Source organism: Glycomyces paridis, from assembly GCF_004912155.1.
GTDB lineage: Bacteria > Actinomycetota > Actinomycetes > Mycobacteriales > Micromonosporaceae > Glycomyces > Glycomyces paridis.
This window is the reverse complement of the sequence record NZ_STGX01000003.1, coordinates 360,453-379,090: the sequence shown is the minus strand read 5'-3', so window position 1 is coordinate 379,090 and position 18,638 is coordinate 360,453. Positions and strand designations below refer to the sequence as shown.

The 18,638-nt window shown below is 72.7% G+C and carries 18 protein-coding genes and 1 pseudogene; 9 read left to right on the top strand and 10 right to left on the bottom strand.

Going from position 1 to position 18,638, the window contains the following annotated elements:
* Positions 1-8 precede the first annotated feature (8 nt).
* From kamE to kdd, 3 genes are read right to left on the bottom strand one after another with little or no spacing between them, the layout of a single operon-like run.
* A complete protein-coding gene (gene kamE, locus E9998_RS05945; RefSeq protein ID WP_136528775.1) occupies positions 9-752 on the bottom strand; it encodes a lysine 5,6-aminomutase subunit beta in 744 nt (247 codons plus the stop codon).
* On the bottom strand, positions 749-2,332 hold the full coding sequence (kamD, locus tag E9998_RS05940) for a lysine 5,6-aminomutase subunit alpha (RefSeq protein WP_136528774.1): 1,584 nt from the start codon (positions 2,330-2,332) through the stop codon (positions 749-751). The genes kamE and kamD overlap by 4 nt, the downstream gene beginning before the upstream one ends.
* A gap of 1 nt (position 2,333) precedes the next feature.
* Positions 2,334-3,404, bottom strand: a complete 1,071-nt coding sequence (gene kdd, locus E9998_RS05935; protein WP_136528773.1) for an L-erythro-3,5-diaminohexanoate dehydrogenase — start codon at positions 3,402-3,404, stop codon at positions 2,334-2,336.
* A 154-nt stretch (positions 3,405-3,558) separates the two neighbouring features.
* Here kdd and E9998_RS05930 point away from each other — a divergent pair, with 154 nt between their 5' ends.
* From E9998_RS05930 to E9998_RS05915, 4 genes are all read left to right on the top strand, one after another.
* Positions 3,559-5,037 (top strand): KamA family radical SAM protein, encoded by a 1,479-nt coding sequence (locus E9998_RS05930; protein WP_136528772.1) that lies wholly within the window; start codon positions 3,559-3,561, stop codon positions 5,035-5,037.
* Positions 5,034-5,873, top strand: coding sequence for a beta-keto acid cleavage family enzyme (locus tag E9998_RS05925; RefSeq protein WP_136528771.1), 840 nt, complete (start codon positions 5,034-5,036; stop codon positions 5,871-5,873). The genes E9998_RS05930 and E9998_RS05925 overlap by 4 nt, the downstream gene beginning before the upstream one ends.
* Before the next feature lie 71 nt (positions 5,874-5,944).
* Positions 5,945-6,394, top strand: coding sequence for a hypothetical protein (locus E9998_RS05920; RefSeq protein ID WP_136528770.1), 450 nt, complete (start codon positions 5,945-5,947; stop codon positions 6,392-6,394).
* 67 nt (positions 6,395-6,461) lie between these two features.
* Complete coding sequence (locus E9998_RS05915; protein WP_136528769.1) at positions 6,462-6,974, top strand: isochorismatase family protein; 513 nt, start codon at positions 6,462-6,464, stop codon at positions 6,972-6,974.
* Between the two features lie 36 nt (positions 6,975-7,010).
* On the opposite strand, the gene E9998_RS27010 is transcribed toward E9998_RS05915, so the two are convergent.
* From E9998_RS27010 to E9998_RS05905, 3 genes and pseudogenes are all read right to left on the bottom strand, one after another.
* Positions 7,011-7,589: a TIGR03086 family metal-binding protein gene (locus tag E9998_RS27010; protein WP_420842414.1), complete on the bottom strand. Its 579-nt coding sequence runs from the start codon at positions 7,587-7,589 to the stop codon at positions 7,011-7,013.
* A pseudogene (locus E9998_RS27005) lies at positions 7,584-8,051 on the bottom strand (SRPBCC family protein); the annotation flags it as partial. The gene E9998_RS27010 and the pseudogene E9998_RS27005, both read right to left, overlap by 6 nt.
* Positions 8,048-8,404 carry an ArsR/SmtB family transcription factor gene (locus E9998_RS05905; RefSeq protein ID WP_136528767.1) on the bottom strand — a complete coding sequence of 119 codons (357 nt, stop codon included), beginning with the start codon at positions 8,402-8,404 and terminating at the stop codon, positions 8,048-8,050. The pseudogene E9998_RS27005 and the gene E9998_RS05905, both read right to left, overlap by 4 nt.
* A 104-nt stretch (positions 8,405-8,508) precedes the next feature.
* Here E9998_RS05905 and E9998_RS05900 point away from each other — a divergent pair, with 104 nt between their 5' ends.
* Complete coding sequence (locus E9998_RS05900; RefSeq protein ID WP_136528766.1) at positions 8,509-9,027, top strand: isochorismatase family protein; 519 nt, start codon at positions 8,509-8,511, stop codon at positions 9,025-9,027.
* A gap of 114 nt (positions 9,028-9,141) precedes the next feature.
* Positions 9,142-10,314: an MFS transporter gene (locus E9998_RS05895; protein WP_204745269.1), complete on the top strand. Its 1,173-nt coding sequence runs from the start codon at positions 9,142-9,144 to the stop codon at positions 10,312-10,314.
* A 41-nt stretch (positions 10,315-10,355) separates the two neighbouring features.
* Here the strand turns inward: E9998_RS05895 and E9998_RS05890 are convergent, their stop codons facing one another.
* Entirely contained in the window at positions 10,356-10,655 is a 300-nt protein-coding gene (locus tag E9998_RS05890) for a hypothetical protein (protein WP_204745268.1), read from the bottom strand.
* Positions 10,656-10,812: 157 nt separating this feature from the next.
* On the opposite strand from E9998_RS05890, the gene E9998_RS05885 reads away from it, so the two are divergent.
* From E9998_RS05885 to E9998_RS05875, 3 genes are read left to right on the top strand one after another with little or no spacing between them, the layout of a single operon-like run.
* Positions 10,813-12,474 carry an ABC transporter transmembrane domain-containing protein gene (locus E9998_RS05885; protein WP_136528765.1) on the top strand — a complete coding sequence of 554 codons (1,662 nt, stop codon included), beginning with the start codon at positions 10,813-10,815 and terminating at the stop codon, positions 12,472-12,474.
* Positions 12,471-14,252 (top strand): ABC transporter ATP-binding protein, encoded by a 1,782-nt coding sequence (locus E9998_RS05880; protein WP_136528764.1) that lies wholly within the window; start codon positions 12,471-12,473, stop codon positions 14,250-14,252. The genes E9998_RS05885 and E9998_RS05880 overlap by 4 nt, the downstream gene beginning before the upstream one ends.
* 40 nt (positions 14,253-14,292) lie before the next feature.
* The gene (locus tag E9998_RS05875) at positions 14,293-14,922 is read left to right on the top strand and encodes a hypothetical protein (protein WP_204745267.1); all 630 of its coding nucleotides are present in this window, start codon (positions 14,293-14,295) and stop codon (positions 14,920-14,922) included.
* Here the strand turns inward: E9998_RS05875 and E9998_RS05870 are convergent.
* The 3 genes from E9998_RS05870 to E9998_RS05860 are packed head-to-tail and all read right to left on the bottom strand — an operon-like array spanning position 14,914 to position 18,547.
* Entirely contained in the window at positions 14,914-16,113 is a 1,200-nt protein-coding gene (locus E9998_RS05870) for a serpin family protein (RefSeq protein WP_158299703.1), read from the bottom strand. The genes E9998_RS05875 and E9998_RS05870 overlap by 9 nt on opposite strands.
* Positions 16,106-17,323 (bottom strand): serpin family protein, encoded by a 1,218-nt coding sequence (locus E9998_RS05865; protein WP_136528762.1) that lies wholly within the window; start codon positions 17,321-17,323, stop codon positions 16,106-16,108. The genes E9998_RS05870 and E9998_RS05865 overlap by 8 nt, the downstream gene beginning before the upstream one ends.
* Positions 17,324-17,353: 30 nt before the next feature.
* The gene (locus E9998_RS05860) at positions 17,354-18,547 is read right to left on the bottom strand and encodes a serpin family protein (RefSeq protein WP_136528761.1); all 1,194 of its coding nucleotides are present in this window, start codon (positions 18,545-18,547) and stop codon (positions 17,354-17,356) included.
* Positions 18,548-18,638: the final 91 nt, after the last annotated feature.

The window sequence follows — 18,638 nt, the reverse complement described above, 5'->3', positions numbered from 1 at the left end:
CTTGCGGGTCATGAATCTGCACGGCTGAAGACGAGTCGGTGGACGAGGTAGGAGGCGACGTCGGAGGGCATGGTGCCCCGGGTGAAGATCCGGTCGACGCCGAGTTCGGCGGCGGCGCCCTCGTCGAAGCGGGGGCCGCCGACGACCAGGAGCGGGCGCCTGCCCGGCGGCAGGGCCTCGCGGAAGGCGGCCGACATCTCGCGGGTGTTGTGCAGGTGGGCGTCCTTCTGGGTGACGACCTGGCTGACCAGGACCGCGTCGGCGCCCTCGTCCACGGCGCGGTTCACCAGGTCGGGGACGGAGACCTGGGCGCCGAGGTTGACCACGCGCAGTTCGCGGTAGTACTCCAGTCCCTTCTCCCCCGCGACGCCCTTGATGTTGAGGATGGCGTCGATGCCCACGGTGTGCGCGTCGGTGCCGATGCAGGCGCCGACGACGGTGAGCTTGCGGCCGAGCTTCTCTCGGACGGCGTCGTTGACTTCCTTGGGGCTGAAGTGCGGGTAGTCGCGCTCGACCACCTTGACCTCGTCGAGGTTGACGAGGTGCGTGGTGGCGCCGTAGACGACGAAGAACGTGTAGTCCTCGCCGATGGGCTTGGCGTGCACGAGCATGGCGCCGTCGAGGCCCATCTTGGCGGCGAGCTGGAGGGCGGCGCCTTCGGCGCGCTTGTCGTGCGGGACGGGCAGGGTGAAGGACATCTGCACCATGCCGTCGCCGGTGGTGTCGCCGTAGGGGCGGACGATGCGGCTCATCGGGCGGCCTCCTCGTCGATGCGCGGGGTGTCGAGGTCGAGGATCTCGGTGGCGGGGTTCCAGTAGTCGTCGGCGCGTCTCGCGACGCCGTCGAGGCCGCGGCCCCCGTCGGCGGGGCGTTTCATGATGCCGAAGGTGCCGTCGGCGATGGCGTTGAGCAGGCCGTCGTCCACGATCCTGCCGAGGAGGTCGACGGCCTCGCCGAGGACGTGGTTGGCGCGGTTGGCGATGAACCCGCCGGTGGGCGGGTGGAAGTCCTCGGCGAGCCCGGCGCAGGCGCTCAGGACGTACCTGACGTTCTGGAGGGCGATGTCGCGGTCGGAGAGCCAGGGGGTGACGACCGCTTCGGTCATCATGCCCACCAGGAGGATCGACTGCCCGGTCATGAGTCCGGCGAGGTTGAAGAACCCGTCGAGGAGGTTGCCGCGGAAGACGTCGCCGGTCATGTGCTTGGTCGGCGGCATCCATTTGAGCGGCGCGTCGGGGAAGAGGGTGCGGGCGAGGAGTGCGTGGGCGAGTTCGAGCCGGAACGACTCGGGCACTTCGGGGTTGATCTCGAAGGCGTGGCCGAGGCCCAGGAGGGCGTCGGGGAGTCCGGCCTCGTGGGCGAAGCGCTCGTTGAGGAGCTGGGAGACGGTGACGGTGTGCGCGGCCTCGACGGCGTCGGCGGTGGTGAGGTAGTTGTCCTCGCCGGTGTTGATGATGATCCCGGCGCGGGCGTGGACCTGGCGGCTGAAGCGCTGGTCCACGAAGGTGCGGATCGGGTTGATGTCGCGGAAGAGGATGCCGTACATGGAGTCGTTGAGCATCATGTCGAGCCGGTGCATCCCGGCGAGCGCGGCGATCTCGGGCATGCAGAGCCCGGAGGCGTAATTGGTGAGGCGGATGTAGCGGCCGACCTCGCGGGAGGTCTCGTCCAGGGCGGCGCGCATGAGGCGGAAGTTCTCGCCGGTGGCGTACGTCCCGGCGAAGCCTTCGCGGGTGGCGCCTTCGGGGACGTAGTCGAGGAGGGACTGGCCGGTGGAGCGGATGACGGCGATGACGTCGGCGCCGGCCTTGGCGGCGGCCTGGGCCTGCGGGATGTCCTCGTAGATGTCGCCGGTGGCGACGATGAGGTAGATCCAGGGGCGCTGGGGCGGGTCGCCGATCTCGGCGACGAGCTGGTCGCGGCGGGCGCGGGAGGCGTCGATGCGGTCGAAGCCGGTGGCGACGGCGGCGCTCGCCCGCGCGCGCGCGGCGTCGGCGGCGGGGCCGGTCGGGAGGGTGAAGCTCGCGCCGCCCGCCGCGGCGGCGTGGGCGAGGCGGGTGAGGTCGGGGTGGTCGGCGAGGGCGTGGAAGACGGGGAGGGCGATGCCGTGCTCGATGCCGACCTGTTCGGCGACGGCGTCGGCGAGCCGGTTGACCCAGGGGATGCCTTCGGGGTCGGCGCCGGTGAGTCCGGCGAGGCGCAGGGTGGCGCGTTCGACGGAGACCGTGGTGTGGCTGCGGGCGAGGTCGACCACGGGTTGTGCGGCGCGGGCGGCGAGGGCGCGGGCGCGGGAGACCAGTGCGGGGTCGAGGGCGAGGTGCGGTGCGCTCATGTCAGTGCTCCTCGGTCTCGGCGGGCTGTTCGTGCGCGCCGACGCGGCCGATGAAGAGCTCTTTGAGGCGCGGGTCGCCTTGGACGAGGGCGAGCGCGTAGGCGGCGTGGCCGGGGACGTAGCCGTTGCCGATGAGCATCTCGACGTCGGCGGCGAGGCCTTCGGCGCCGAGGGCGGCGGCCGGGAAGGAGGTCGCCATGGAGAAGAAGACGATGGTGCCGCCGTCGGCGGTGGCGAGGATGGCGCCGTGCTCGCAGCCGGGGGCGTCGACGCAGACGACGGTGACGTCGGCGCCGCGGCCGTCGAGGGCGGCGTCGACCTTGCGGGCGACGGCGAGCGGGTCGGTGGCGTCGGCGACGACGATGTGGTCGGCGTGGCCGAGGCGGCGCAGCTGGGCGGCCTCGATCTCGTCGCGGACGAGGCCGAGGGTGGCCTTCGCGCCGGTGTCGCGGGCGGCGGCGAGGGAGAGGGAGCCGGACTTGCCGGCGGCGCCGATGACGGCGACGGTGGCGCCGGGGCCGCGGCGGTGGAGGACGCGGCGGACGAGGGCGGGCGCGCCGCACACGTCGAGGACGGCGAGCGCGAGGTGCTCGGGGAGGTCTGAGGGGAGGACCGCGGCGATGGACCGTCCGAAGAGGATGGCGTGCCCGGCGGCGGGGACCTGTTCGCTGCGCCCGTCCCAGCGGGCGAGGCCGTCGGTGATCGTCAAGGGGGTGAGGGTGAGCGAGACGAGGGTGGCGATCTTGTCGCCGACGGCGAGGCCGAGCGGGGAGTCGGGGCCGACGGCCTCGACGGTGCCGATGAGCATCCCGCCGGAGCCGGTGACGGGGTTGTGCATCTTGCCGCGGCGCTCGACGATGTCGAGGACGGCGGCGCGGACGGCGGCGCCGTCGCCGCCGTGGGCGGTGCTCAGCTGCCTGAAGGAGGCGGCGTCGAGGTTGAGTCGCTCGACGCCGACGCGCACTTCGTCGTCGGCGATCTCGGGGTTCGGGTCCAGTCGGTCGGCTGCTTGTGGCAGCGTCCCGGCGGGACTGACGACGCGCTGCGATCCGACCGGTGAGCCTTTCGACATCGTTGCCGCCCTTCCTGATAACGGGGATGTTATGGAGTCTCAATATGCGGGACCTAGCGCACAACTGTAACGGAAGGTTATCCTCGTCACAAGACGGTTATCCTCCGTCTGCGAGGTTTCACCGGGCCAACATCCCGGTCATGGAGGTGAGAAGGTGTCGGATCGACCGTTCGGTGCGAAGGCGCCCGTGGTGATCGAGCAGCCCTACCAGTACCGGCGCCGCACGCTCGTCGAGCCGGACTGGACGCGGTTCCCCGGCTGGCGGGAGGCCACCGCGGAGGACTGGGCCTCGGCCCAGTGGCAGCGGTCGCACTGCGTCAAGAACGTCAAGCAACTGCGGGAGGTGGTCGGCGACCGGCTCGACGAGTCGTTCTACGAGGACCTGGCCGCGGACATGGCGCACTCGGCGACGATGTCGATGCTCCTGCCGCCGCAGATGCTCAACACGATGGTGCCGGCGGTCGAGGAGACCGCGCCGGGCTCGTGGACCGAGGCGTTCCTGGCCGACCCGGTGCGCCGCTACATGCTCCCGGTCGCCTCCGACCGGCGCACCGACTGGCCCTCGCACCCGTTCTCGGGCCGCGACTCGCTGCACGAGCACGACATGTGGGCCGTCGAGGGGCTGACCCACCGGTATCCGACGAAGGTCCTCGCCGAGCTCCTGTCGACCTGCCCGCAGTACTGCGGGCACTGCACCCGCATGGACCTCGTCGGCAACTCCACGCCCACAGTGGACAAGCGGCGGCTGGCGCTCAAGCCCGTCGACCGCCAGAGCGCGATCCTGGAGTACCTGGAGGCGCACCCGGGCGTGCGCGACGTGGTGGTCTCCGGCGGCGACGTGGCGAACCTGCCGTGGCGCCAGCTCGAGGCGTTCCTGACACGGCTGCTCGACGTCGAGACGATCCGCGACATCCGCCTGGCGACCAAGGCGCTCATGGGCCTGCCGCAGCACTGGCTCCAGGACGAGGTCGTGGACGGCATGGGCCGCATCGCCAAGACCGCCGCCGACCGTGGCGTCAACCTCGCGATCCACACGCACATCAACCACGTCAACTCGGTGACCCCGACGGTGGCGAGGGCCGCGGCGGCGATGCTCGACGCGGGCGTGCGCGACGTGCGCAACCAGGGCGTGCTCATGCGCGGCATCAACGACACCCAGGCCGACCTGCTCGACCTGTGCTTCGCCATGCAGGGCGAGGCGAACATCCTGCCGTACTACTTCTACATGTGCGACATGATCCCCAACGCCGAGCACTGGCGGACCTCCGTGGCGCAGGCCCAGGAGCTCCAGACGGCGATCATGGGGTACCTGCCGGGGTACGCGACCCCGCGGATCATCTGCGACGTGCCGATGGTCGGCAAGCGCTGGGTCCACCAGCTCTCCGAGTACGACCGGGAGCTGGGGATCTCCTACTGGACCAAGAACTACCGGACCTCCATCGAGGCCGACGACCCCGACGCCCTCACCCGCCGCTACCCGTTCTACGACCCGATCGACACGCTGCCCAAGGCCGGTCAGCAGTGGTGGGCGAACATGCACCCGCCGGTCGCCGCCCGCGAGGCCGGCAACGAGGCCGCGGCCCGCTCGCGGCTGGCCTCGGCGCGGCAGGACGAGACGGCGGAGGTCGGATGACCGGGACCCTCATCACGGTGGCCCCCACCGGGGCCGAGGTCGACAAGGGCGAGGTCCCGGCCCTGCCGGTGACACTGGATGAGCTGGTCGCGGCGGCCGTGGCCTGCGAGCGGGCCGGCGCCTCGATCATCCACGTCCACCTCCGCGACGACGCGGCCAAGCCGACCCTCGACCCGGTGCGCCTCCGCGACGCCGTCGCGGCCCTGCGCGAGTCGACCGACCTCATCGTGCAGCTCTCCACCGGCGGTTCGGTCCGCGACGGCGAGGCGGCGCGTCTGGCGGTGCTCGACGCCGAACCCGACATGGCCTCCTGCACGATGGGCACCGTCAACTTCGGCCCCGACGTCTTCACCAACCGCTGGGACTTCATCGTCGACCTCCACGAGCGGATGCGGGACAAGGCCGTCGTGCCCGAGTACGAACTCTTCGACCTCGGCCACGTCACCTCCCTGGCGCGCCTCCTCGACCAGCGCGGCCTCCCCTTCGGCGACCACGTCCACGTCGACTTCGTCCTCGGCGTCCCCGGCGGCGCACCCGGCGACGCTTCTACGGTCACGACCTTCGCGGAGGCCACCGCCCGCTACCTGCCGGAAGGCACCACCTTCTCCGCCACCGGCATCGGCCGCACGACCCTCCCGGTCATGTTCGCCGCCATCGCCCACGGCGGCCACCTCCGCGTCGGCATGGAGGACACCGTCACCTTCGCCCGCCGACAACCCGTCACCGGCAACGACCAACTCGTCACCCGCGCCGCCGAAGCCGCCGCGCTCGCCCAACGCCCCGCCATCACCACCGTCGAGGCAAGAAAGCTGCTACGAATGCGAGACGCCGACTGAATCCCATCGCGCCGGGCGGGCAGCCGCCCGGCGCGACTAGGATGTGGGCATGACGAACTCACGAAAGGCGCATGGCGCGTAAGAGTCCCGGCGCGATTCGCGCCGAACTGCGAACCCTCCCCTACCCCGATGATCCACCGTCCCAAGACATCGCGCGTCTCTCGGCGCGCACTGTCGCGGCGATCCACCGCGTGGAGTACCACTCCCGCCACTACCATCTCTTCCCGGGCGTGACGGCATCGGCATTGCGCCGCTATCGGGCGTTCCTCGCCACAGGTCGCGGCCTGCTCTATCCGAAGTCGGCCGATTGCTCTTGCCCCGGATGCTCCATCGACGATGTGCGCCACGCCCGCGATGTACTCGAAACGGTCCTCGAGGAACTGCGCGGCCGCCCGCGATCCGAGCTCCGCCGCGAAGTCGCCGCGCTCGATCGACGCTACCGCGATCGCACCCTTCCCGATTTCCGAGCGCCCCTAAGAGAACACGAGCTCAGCGGGTGGTGGCACCATCGCCTGACATGAAACGCCGTGATCGGGTGCGAGTGACCACTGACCGGCCGGTGCACCGCCCCCGATTACGGTGGACCGCATGACAACCCTTGACCCCCAACGCAGTGCCCTCGTCCTCGTCGACCTCATGCCGCGGTTGCTGGAGTTGGAGCTGGGGCCGCGCCCGGGTGCGGTGGTGCTCGAAGCCGCGGTGGCTCTGGCCGAGCGTGCTCGGAGTGCGGGCGCTTTCGTGGTCGCGATCCGGTTGGAACGTACGGGGGCAGCAGTGCAGCCGCCCGGGAGTGAATTGGCGCCTGCGGTTGCCGCGCTTGCGGATGCGGTGGTCGTGAAGCGGACGGTCGGCGGGTATCACGGGACCGGGCTGGACGCGTTGCTGCGGGAGCGTGGCATCGAGACGCTGGTGATGGCGGGGATTCGAACGAACATCGGGGTCGAGTCGACCGCGAGGGCGGCGTACGACCAGGGGCATCGGCTCGTGTTCGTGGAGGATGCGATGAGCGCTCGGTTCGCGGAGCATCACGAGGCGTCGGTGCGGTACAACCTGCCTCGGTTCGGGGAGGTGGCGCCGTCGTCGGCGGTGCACTGGGGGTGAGGCGCCGTGCCGGGGTTCGGCACGGCGCCTTGGTGGTCATGGGCGCCAGGCGGGGTCGCGGCCGATGAAGGCGGCGAACCTGTCTTGGGGGGAGGCGTCGTCGGGAACGGGGACGGCGGGGCCGAACTGGCCGGAGTCGCGGAGGATCTGCTCGATCGGTCGCATGCCTTCGAGGGCGGCCGTGCAGCGTTCCTCGTCCAGGGCCGGTTCGCGGCCGAGGGCTTTGGCGAGGTCCCAGGAGTGGGCCCAGACGTCGACGGTGTAGAACTGGTCGATCGCCTGGTCGACGGGGTTGTCGCCAGTGTTCGGGTTGGAGAGGACGCGGCCGGCGGGGTCGTCGAGGATCGCTTGGATGTCGGCGACGTGGCGGGCCCAGGCGGCGGCCGGGTCGGCGTCGACGTCGACGTCCAAGGGCTCCAGTTCGATCCCGGCGCCCTTGAGGAAGTCGCGGGGCCATTCGACCAGGTGCTTGACGACGTCGAGGGCGGTCCATTCGGGGACCGGGCTGGGGCGCGCCCAGTCGGCGGGGCCGGCGGACTCGACCAGGGCGGTGAAGGCGGCGGCGTCGCGGGCGTGGCGCCCGGCCGGGGTGTCGGGGGTCTGCGGCCGGAGCAGGCGGTCGAGCTTCTCGTAGCCTTCGTTGACGCCGGTGTCCATGCCGCTGGCGAGGATGGCGTCCCGGGACGCGAAGTCCCCGACGACGCTGAGCACTCGGAGCTGCGTGCGCCCGCCTTCGAGCGGCTCGAAGGTCACCGTCTCCAGGGCGACGCCGTCGGGCTCGCCCTCGTAGGTGAAGGTCCAGACGATCCGTTCGTTCTCGCGCACTTCGTGGAAGCTGCCGAAGAACGCGGCGATCTCCTCGCCGCCGCGGTCGTTGGCGAAGGCCCATGCGCCGCCGGTGCGGGCCTCCCAGCGGATGATCCTGGTGGTGACCGAGCGCGGCCCGACCCACTGGGCGTAGAGCTCGGGGTCGACGTGCGCGCGGAACACCGCTTCGGGCGGCGCGTCGAACGCCCGCGTTATTTCGATCGTCGGCGCCTTCGGGTCGGCCGAGATCTCGGTCCTGTTGCTGGTCATGATGCTTCCTTCAAGTCGGTTCGGTCCTCGGCCCCGCGGGCCAGGAGGGCGTCGAGGCGGGAGTAGCGCTCCTCGGCCTCGCGGCGGTAGCGCTCGATCCACGTGGTCATGAGGTCGAACGTCTCGGCGTGCAGGTGGACCGGCCGACGCTGGGCGTCCCTGCTGCGGGTCACCAGGCCGGCCTCTTCGAGCACCTTCACGTGCTTGGAGATCGCCTGGAGGCTCACGTCGTACGGCTCGGCGAGCTCGCCCACGGTCGCGTCCGAGCCGGCCAGGCGGGCGACGAGGTCGCGCCGGGTCGGATCGGCCAGCGCGGCGAAGGCGCGGTCCAGGCGGTTGCTGCTGTCGTCCACTGATCGTCCTCAACTGATCGGTTGAATACCACGCTAGCCCGAGAACCGACCGTTGTCAACCGATCGGTTGCGAAAGGGGGGACGGCACGCCCTACTGTGTGCCGATGACCATTCTCGACCCCCGAACGACCGCGGTCGTACTCGTCGACCTCATGCCCCGACTGCTCGCCCTCGACCTGCATCCCCGCTCCGGTGCCGCGGTGCTCGAATCGGCGCTCGCGCTGGCCGGGAACGCCCGGACGGCGGGTGCCCGGGTGGTGGCGATCCGCGTCGAGCGCCCGAACGTCGCCGAGCAGCCGCTCGGCAGCGAACTGGCGCCGGAGGCGTCCGCGGTCGCCGACGCCGTGGTCGTGAAGCGGTCCATCGGCGGCTTCTACGGCACCGACCTCGAAGCGACGCTGCGCGGATTCGGCGCGGACCGGCTCGTCATGGCAGGGATCATGACGAACCTCGGCGTGGAGTCGACCGCGCGGGCGGCCTCCGACCACGGCTACGACCTGGTGTTCGCCGAGGACGCCATGAGCGCCTTGAGCAGGGCCGAACATGAGGCGGCGGTGGGCTTGAACCTGCCGCGGTTCGGCGAGGTGGTCGCCTCGGTCGGTCTGGACTGGCGGGCGCCGTAGCGGCGGGTGCGCCGGTTCCCCCGTTGACGTCGTTCTCCGGCCAGCATCCGGCGGCCCCGCCTGGTGAGGTTGTGCCTGCCCGCAGCACCGCGAGACAGGACAGGACGCCGACACTTGCAGACCGACACCGCGCCGACGGAGACCGCCGAGACGACCGCACGATGGCCCGCGGTGCTCGCGGTGACGGCGGGGATCTTCGCGCTCGTCACCACCGAGATACTCCCCATCGGACTGCTCACCTCGATCGGCGCCGAGTTCTCGGTCTCCGACGGCACGGCCGGGCTCATGATGACCGTGCCGGGCGTCCTCGCGGCGGTCGCGGCGCCGGTGGTGACCACCGCGACCGCGCGCTTCGACCGCCGGACCATGCTGTGCGCCTTCGTGTCGCTGCTCGCGGCAGCGAACGTCCTCGCGGCGGCGGCGACGGACTTCGGGGTCCTCCTCGCCTCGCGGGTGCTCGTCGGCGTCGCCATCGGCGGCTTCTGGTCGATCGGGGCGGGACTGGCGGGCCGGCTCGTGCCCGCCGCCGCGGGCCGCGCGACCGCCGTGGTCTTCTCGGCCGTGCCGCTCGGGTCCGTACTCGGCGTCCCGGCCGGCACCTTCATCGGGCAGCTCGCCGGATGGCGCACGGCGTTCGCGGTCCTCGGCTTCCTCAGCGTCGCCGTCCTCACCGCGCTGCTGCTGACGCTGCCGCCGCTGCCCGCCGAGCGGCCGACACGTGCGGCGCTGCTGGCGCGAGTGCTGCGACGCGCGGGCACGCGGTTCGCGCTGGCCGCAACGGTGCTCGTGGTGCTCGCCCACTTCGGCGCCTACACGTATGTGACGCCGTTCCTCGAACAGGTCACCGGGGCCGGGCCGACCGCGATCACCGTGGCGCTGCTCGTCTACGGGTCGGCCGGGATCGCGGGGAACCTCGTGTTCGGCGCCCTGGTGTCGCGGTGGCCGCGCGCGGCCTTCGCCGGCGTCGCCGCGGGCATCGCCGCCGGGACGCTGCTGCTGCCGGTCGCCGGACGCGACCTAGCCGGGGCCATCGCGCTCCTCGTCCTCTGGGGCGCGTCCTACGGCGGCGTGCCGGTCTGCTCCCAGACCTGGTTCGCCAGGGCCGCACCGGACTCTCCCGAAGCGGCCGGGGTGCTGTTCACCGCCTCGTTCCAGGCCACCATCTCGCTCGGCGCGCTCCTGGGCGGCGCGGCCGTCGACCGCGGCTCGCCCTCGACCGTCATGGCCCTCGCCGGGACGACCGCGGCGCTGGCGGTGCTCGTCGTCGCCGCGCACCGGCGGGATTGAGGGCCCGAACGCATCGCGTTCGGGCCCTTCGCATCTCGCGCTCAGTGGTGCCAGCGGCGGCCGGCGCCGGCGATGGCCCCGCCCACGGCGAGGAAGACCAGGGCGGCGAGGCCGTAGTTGACGACGGCCCGCGCCTTGGGGTCGTCGATCGTGAACATGTCGCGGAAGAGCCAGGAGAACCAGTTCGCGAGGTCGGCGATGAAGTCCACCAGCGGGTTGCCGGGGTTGGCCTCCAGCAGGACGAACGCGAGGTGCAGGAGGATGACGAGGGCGATGAGCCCGAAGACGATCGTGACGATGTGCACGATCAGCGGGTTGTGCCGTGAGGCGACGTAAGGCATGACCACTCCTTTCGCAACATCGTTGCCGTCGATGTTGGACAGCGGGGGTTCCCTGTATCGGGGCTGGTAAACGGAACTCGGGCGAACAGGCGCGGTGGGGCGGCGCCGCGGAAATGGAGGATGCGGTCAATACCGGTCGGCAGGTAAGCTGCGGGCCATGCCCTCCCCGCCTCGCGCCACCACCCCGCTGCGCCTCCTGACCGGCCTGGCGGGACGCCATTGGAGGCGCGTCCTCCTCGGCTCGATCTGCTTCGCGTGCGCCGGCGCCACCGCGATGTCGCAGCTGTGGATGATCGGGAAGGTCATCGACGACGGGCTCATCGCCCGCGACGGCGAGGCGTTCGCACGGTGGATCGGGATCATCGCTTGCACCGCGATCGTGCAGGGTTTCCTGTGGTCGAGGGGGTTCCGGCTGTTCGGCACCGCCGACGCGCGCGCCCAGCGGAGCATCGTGCGTCGGCTCACCGACCGGCTCAACCTCGCCGGGACCGGCATCCGGGGCCGGGTCTCGGCCGGGGAGCTGGTGAACCTGCCCAGCGAGGACTCACGCCGGGCCACCAGGGCCATCGCCGAGACGGGGTTCCTGCTCAACAACACCGCCATGTTCACCACCGGCGTCGTGCTCGTGTGGACGATCCACCCGCTGCTCGGCGTGGTCATCGTCGCCGGGAGCCTCCTCACCGCGCTCCTCGCCGGTCCGCTCCTCGGGCGGCTCCAGCAGCGCCAGAGCGACTACCGAGCGCACATCGGGCACCTCACCGCCGACGCCGCCGACATCGTGGGCGGCCTGCGGGTCCTGCGCGGGATCGGCGGGGACGTCCTGTTCGCCGAGCGCTACAGGGCCCGCTCGGACGCCTTGCGCGACATGGGCTACCAGGTGGCGAACCCGAGTTCGTGGATCCACGCCCTGCGCCACTCGATGCCGATCCTGTTCGTCGCGGCCATCACCTGGACGGGCGCGATCCTCGCCGTGCGCGGCGACATCACCATCGGCGGCCTAGCCTCGGCCTCCAGTTTCGCCACGATCTTCATCGCCGTCTCGGGGAACTTCCTCAGCTCCGCGAACTTCTTCGTCGCGGCCTGGGTGGGCGCCAAGCGGATCGCGCGGGTCCTCAGCGTCGAGTCCGACATCGCCGACGAGGGCGCCGCTACCGGCGCGACCGGGACGCTGCGCGACGGCGTCTCGGGACTGACCGTCCAAGTCGGCGCGCTCACCGTCGTGGTGACCGCCGAGACCGCCCCGGCCCAGGAGGCGTGCGAGCGGCTCGCCCGCTACCGCGAGTCCGACGCGCGCTGGGGGGACCTGCCACTCGCCGATTTCGCGCTCGCCGAGGTCCGCGAGCGGATCATGCTGCTCACCGACGAGGACTACCTCTTCGCCGAATCGCTCCGCTCGACGCTGCGGGTCGATCCGGACGCGGCGCTGGCCGCCGTCGAGGCCGCCTGCGCCGCCGACGTCTACACCGGGCTCGGTTCCGACCTCGACGCCCAAGTGGCAGAAGGGGGCAGGAACCTCTCGGGCGGGCAGCGCCAGCGCCTGCGGCTCGCCCGCGCGCTCGCGGCCGAGCCCGAAACGCTGCTGGCGGTCGAGCCGACCTCGGCGGTCGACTCGCACACCGAGTCGCTCATCGCCGAACGGGTCGCGGCGACCCGCGCCGAGGCGACGACCGTGGTCGTGACCGCGTCGCCGCTGTGGCTCGCGCACGCCGACCGGGTGGTGTGGATGGTGGACGGGAAGGTGCACGCCGAGGGCGCGCACTCGGACCTGCTCGCCGACCCCGACTACCGCCGCCTCGCCTCCCACTTGGAGACCGCATGAGCACCGTGGTTCCGAAGCCCCGCAAGGCGTTCGAGGACGGGCCCGCTGACGAGGCGCAGGAGCGCCTCCCGATCGCGGGCCCCGCGGAGGTCCGCCGCGCGTTCGTGCGGATTCTCGCCGACGACCGCGGCCGCGCCGTCCAGGTGCTGGTCCTGTACCTGCTCGCGGCGGTGTTCAGCACCGCGCTGCCGGTCCTGCTGGGGCAGGTGGTGGACGGGATCGGGGCGGGTTGGAGCGTCGCGCGGATCAACGCGGTGTGTTCGGTGCTGGTCGGGTGCGTGGCGGTGCAGTTCGTGCTCAGCCGCTTGGGCAGGCGGGCGGGGTACCGGTTCGGGGAGCGGGCGGCGGCGCAGTTGCGGGAGCGCGTGGTCGTGCGGGTGCTGCGACTGCCGCTGGACCGGGTGGAGCGGGCCGGGCGCGGAGACCTCGGCACGCGCACGGCGGCCGACGTGAACACGGTCGCGGACCTGCTGCGCGACCACGGGCCGATCGTGGCGACCTCGCTCATCGAGGTGGTGGTGCTGTATGCGGCGATGTTCGTGATCGATCCGCTGCTCGGTTTGGCGGCCCTGGTGACCCTGGTGCCGCTGATGCTGGCGGCGCGCCGGTATCTGCGGCGGGCGTCGGGGGCGTTCGTGGAGCAGCGGGCGGCGCTGAGCGAGGCGGCCGAGACGCTGAGCGCCTCGGGGGCCGGGTCGCAGACGGTGGCGGCGCTGGCCCTCCAGCGGCGGCGTCGGGATCTGGGCTACCGGCGGGGCGAGCAGGTCTTCGGAACGTTCGCGCGGGTCGTGGTGCTCCAGTCGGAGTTCTTCATGGTGTTGTTGTGGCTCAACCGGATTCAGGTGGCGCTGGTGCTGCTGGTGAGCGGCCTGTGGTACTTCGAGGGGGGCCTTACGGTTGGCGCGGCGGCTGCGGCGGCGACGATCGCCGTGCGCATCAGCAACCCCACCAACGCGGTGATGACGCACCTGGGCGAGTTCCAGCAGGGCGCGGCCGCGTTGGCGCGGATCGAAGGCGTGGGGCTGGTCGAGTCGGCGCCGCGCGAGGCGGTGCCCTCCGGTTCCGACCTGCGGTTGGACGCGGTGACGTTCGGGTACGGGGACGGGCCGGACGTGCTGCACGGGTTGAGCCTGCATCCGCGGCCCGGGGAGCGGTTGGTGGTGGTGGGGCCGTCGGGGGCGGGGAAGTCGACGATCGCTCGGCTGCTGGCGGGGATCGACCGGCCGCGGTCGGGGGCGGCGACGCTCGGCGGGGTCGCGGTGGGCGACATCGGTGTGGAGGAGCTGCGGCGGCGCGTGGTACTGGTGACGCAGGAGCATTACGTGTTCACTGCGACGCTGCGGGACAACCTGGTCCTGGCGGCGCCGGAGGCCGGGGACGCGACGCTGCTGGAGGCGCTGCGGCGCGTGGACGCGGGTTGGGCGCTGGAGGCGGGGCTGGACGTGATGCTCGGCGACGAGCACCGGCGGCTCAGTACGGCCGAGGCGCAGCAGATCGCGTTGGCGCGGGTCGTGGTGGCCGATCCGGACGTGGTGATCCTGGACGAGGCGACGGCCGGGATCGATCCGGCGAGCGCGGGCAGGGTGGAGACGGCGTTGGCGGCGGCGCTGGCGGGGCGCACGGTGATCGCGATCGCGCACCAGTTGCAGGCGGCGGCGTCGGCGGACCGGATCGCGGTGGTGGAGGCGGGGCGGATCGCCGAGGAGGGCTCGCACGCGGAGCTGCTGGCGGCCGGAGGGGTGTACGCGGGGCTGTGGCACGCGTGGCGCGGGGAGTGAGGGGGTTGCCCGTGCGGCCTGTCGCGCATAGGGTCCGTGCATGAGGATTCCGGTGACCGGTGCCGATGTCGAGCGGGCCGTGGGCTTCACAGTGGAGGAGCTGCGCGGCGCCGACGCGGCGGTCTGGGGGAACCGGGCCGGGCCGATGGACTGCGACTGCTGGGATGCGTTGGAGCACTTGAACAACGGCGTGTTCTCGTATGCGACGCGGCTGGCGCCGCCGGTGCCGTACGTGCAGGGGCGTCCGACGCTGCTGTGGGACCGCGGCGGGGAGCGTCCGCTGCCGCTGCTCACGGACCGGGCGCTGGGCCCGGATGCGGCGCTGGAGGTCCTGTTGACCGTGGGCGGGCTGGTCGCGGCGGTGGCGGACGCGCGTCCTGCGTCGGCGCGGGCCTGGCATGTCTGGGGGACGGGCGATCCTGAGGGGTTCGCGGCGATGGGCGTGGTGGAGACGCTCGCGCACGGCTTCGACCTCGCGGAGGGTCTCGGTGTTCCCTTCGAGCCACCGCCGGAGCTGGTGGCGCCGGCGCTGGCGCGGCTGTTCCCCGAGGCGCCGGGCGACACCGATCCGTGGCCGACATTGTTGTGGGCCACGGGCAGGGGCGCCTTGGACGGTCGGGCGCGGCGCGGTCCCGACTGGACCTGGCACGCGGCGCCGCTGTCAGTGTAGGGCGGGCTCGGCGACCCATCCGGCGACGAGGACGAGTCCGGTGGGGCGGTGGCGGGCGAGGTAGGCGAAGGGCCGGTCGAAGGTGACGCGGGCGCGCACGTGCCGGTGGGGCCGGTCGGGTTCGGTCGGGAGGCCGCCCATGTAGGACATGCCGAAGGCGGTGACGGCGGCGGCTTCGAAGCCGGTGGCGTCGAAGGTCGCGGTGCAGGTCTGCTTGGCCTGGGCCACGTGCAGCGGCTGGGTGGCGAGCCGGGCGAACTGGGCGAGGTCGGAGTCCGAGGCGAGTTCGAGGCCGAGCGCTTCGGCGTCGGCGAGGAGGTCGAGGTCGGCGGTGACGTCGAAGCCGACCGTGTGGACCTCGATCTCGGGCGCGACCTGCGGGTGCTCCTCGTAGGACTCGGCGATGCGGACGCCAGGTCCGGACTTCCCGGCGTCGAGTGCGATGGCCGAGCGGCCCCAGTCGGGGTTGTTCGCGGCGGCGAGGAGGCGGGCCATGACCTGGCCGGGGGTCACGTCGTCGTAGCCGACGGCGAGGAGCACGTCCACGTCGTCCTCGCCGCGGACGGTGAGCACCGAGGCGTTGGCACCCACGCGCAGGACGTCCTCGTGGTATTCGGCGGTGAGGGTCTTGACGCGCGGGTCCCGGGCCCAGGGGCCTTCGCGGAGCGACCCGTCGTTCTCGAACGGGGTGCGCCATCTGGTGCGCACGGACAGGGCGCTGGCGAGCACGAGCGCGGTGGCCTCGTCCAGGTCGACCGGCATGGTCTCGATGAGCCCCCGGGTGTTGCGGGAGGCCCAGGCGTCGAGCGCGGCCTTGTCGGCGGCGGTGTCGCCGGTTAGGGAGCCGACCGCGTCAGCGGGTAGCCCGGTGGTCCACTCCGGATCGAGGGTGACGCGGGCGCCGGCCCAGGCGGCGACGGCGAGGCTGATCGCGGGGGCGGACGCGACCCCCTCGGCGAGGGCTCCGGGCAGGGCCGCGGTGCACTCGGCGTCCAGGCCGACTGCGGCGAGCAGTTCCTCCTCGGTCTCCTCGAGCGCGCCGGTGGCGAGGATCGCCAGCAGCGCCCAGACGCCGAGTCCCGATGCGGCGGAAGGCAGTTCGTCGTTCGCGAGGAGCCAGCGCTTCGTCAGTGCGTTCGCGGCGGCGACGTCGGCGGGCGTCAGGGCGTGTTCGAGGGTTCCCTCACTCATGGAGGGAGGGTAACGCCGCCGCGCTCGCGGGTTCGGCGACCCAGCCGGCGACGAGGACGAGTCCGGTGGGGCGGTGGCGGGCGAGGTAGGCGAAGGGCCGGTCGAAGGTGACCGTGGCGCGGACATGGCGGTGGCGGTCCTGCGGCGGGAGGGCACCGGCGAAGGGCATGCCGATGGCGGTGACCGCGGCGGCCTCGAAGCCGGTGGCGCTGAACGTCGCCGTGCAGGCCTGTTTCGCCTGGCTCACGACGAGCGGTTCGGCGGCGAGCCGGTCGAAGCTCGCGAAGCGGGCGTCGCAGGCGTGGACCAGGCCGAGCGCCTCGGCGTCGCCGGTGAGGTCGATCTCGTCCGCGACTGTGAAGGCGACGGTGCGGGCGGCGACCTCGGGGCCGGTCTGGGGTCGGGGTGCGAGGTACTCGGCGGCTTCGACGCCGACCGCCCGGTCCCCCGCGGCCAGTTCGGTCGAGGAGCGGCCCCAGGCGGGTTCGCCCGCGGCGTCGAGGAGCCGGGCCATGACCTCGCCGGGGTCGAGGTTCTCGCGGCCGATCGCCAGGAGGACGTCGACGTCGTCCCGGCCGATGACGGTGAGCACCGAGGCGTCGTCGCCGACGCGGAGCACGTCCCGGTCGTAGGAGGCGGTGAGGACCTGGTGGCGCTGCTCGGCCCACGGTCCGGTCGGGAAGGGCGCGTAGGTCTCCTCGAACGGCGTGGCCCAGGTGGTGCGCACGAGCAGGGCGCTGGCGAGGACGAGGCGGATCTCCTCGTCGAGGGTGATCGGCATCCTGTCGATGAGCCCGTCGGTGTGCTCGTCGGCCCAGGCGTCGAGGGCGGCCTGGTCGGCGACGAGGTCGCCGGTGAGGGAGCCGACGGCGCCGACCGGGAGGCCGGCGACCCAGTCGGGGTCGAGGGCGACGCGGGCGCCCGCCCAGACGCCGAGGGCGATCCGGACCGCGGGCATGGCGCGGACGGCGCGCAGGAGGAGTTCGGGAGCGGCGGCGGCGCGGTCGGCGTCGAGGCCCGCGGCGGCCAGCAGCTCGTCGAGGGTGGGACCGACCGCGCCGGAGGCGAGCACGCCCAGCAGCGGCCAGATGCCCAGACCCGATGCGGCGGAGGGCATCGCGGCGCGCGAGGCGAACCAGCGGCGGGTGAGGCCGTTGGCGGCCGCCACGTCCCCGGAGGTCAATTCGAACGTGCCTTCATCGGTGCTCATGGGCCGGATGCTAGTGCGGGCGCGCTCACCCTAGGCACGCTCCGGTTCGGCGACCCATCCGGCGACGAGGACGAGTCCGGTGGGGCGGTGGCGGGCGAGGTAGGCGAAGGGCCGGTCGAAGCGGATCGTGGCGCGCAGGTGCCGGTGGTCGAGGCGGGGCGCTCCGGCGGCGCGGGCCATGGCGATCGCGGTGACGGCGGCGGCTTCGAAGCCGGTGGCGCTGAAGACGGCCTTGCAGGTCTGGCGGGCCTGACTGACGTAGACGGGTTCGGCGGCGAGGCGGTCGAAGCGGGCGAGGTCGGGGTCGCAGGCCTGTGCGAGGCCGAGCGGCCGGGCGTGTTCGGTGAGGTCGAATTCGGACCCGAGGTCGAAGCGGACGGTCTCCACGCCTGTCTCGGTGTCGGTCTGGGGGCGCATGGCGCGGTACTCGGCGACCTCGACGCCCGCCGCGCGCTCCCCCGCGGCGAGGTCGGCGCCGGGGCGGCCCCAGGACGGGTCGGCGGCGGCGGTGAGGAGGGCGCTCATGGTGAGGTGCGGGGCGAGGCCGTCGCGGCCGATCGCCAGGAGGACGTCGATGTCGCCGTCGCCGGGGACGGTGAGCACCGAGACCCGGTCGGTGACGCGCAGGACCGCGCCGGGGAGGGTCGTGGTGAGGCCGCGGCAGCGGCCGAGGGCGGCCCAGGGGCCGGTCGTGAAGGTGCGGGTGACGTCCTGGAACGGGGTGGTCCAGGTGGTGCGCACGGACAGGGCGCTGGCGAGCACGAGGTCGACGGGCCGTTCGAAGTCGAGGGGCATGGCGGGGATGAGGCCGCGTGTGTTGCGGGAGGCCCAGGCGTCGAGCGCGGCCTTGTCGGCGGCCCGGTCGCCGGTGAGGGAGCCGACGGCGTCGACGGGCAGCGTTGCGGTCCAGTCGGGGTCGAGGGTGACGCGCGATCCGGCCCAGACGCCGACGGCCAGGCGCAGCGCGGGCGAGTCGGCGACGGCGGCGAGGAGGGCGGCGGGCGCGGCGGCGAGCCGGTCGGACCTGATTCCCGCTGCGGTGGCGAGTTCGCTTCGCGTCGGCCCGCTCGCGCCGGTGGCGAGGACGGCCAGGAGTGGCCACAGGCCGAGGCCGGAGAGCGCGGCGGGGAGTTCGGGGAGGTCCTCCAGCCAGGCGCGGGTGAGGCGGTTGGCGGCGTGGAGCTCGTCGGTCGTCAAGGCCTGCTGGAGGTCACTGGTGCCCATGCGCGGATGCTATCGCGCCGGTGCGACCGGGAAATTCGGTTGCNCGAGTCGGCGACGGCGGCGAGGAGGGCGGCGGGCGCGGCGGCGAGCC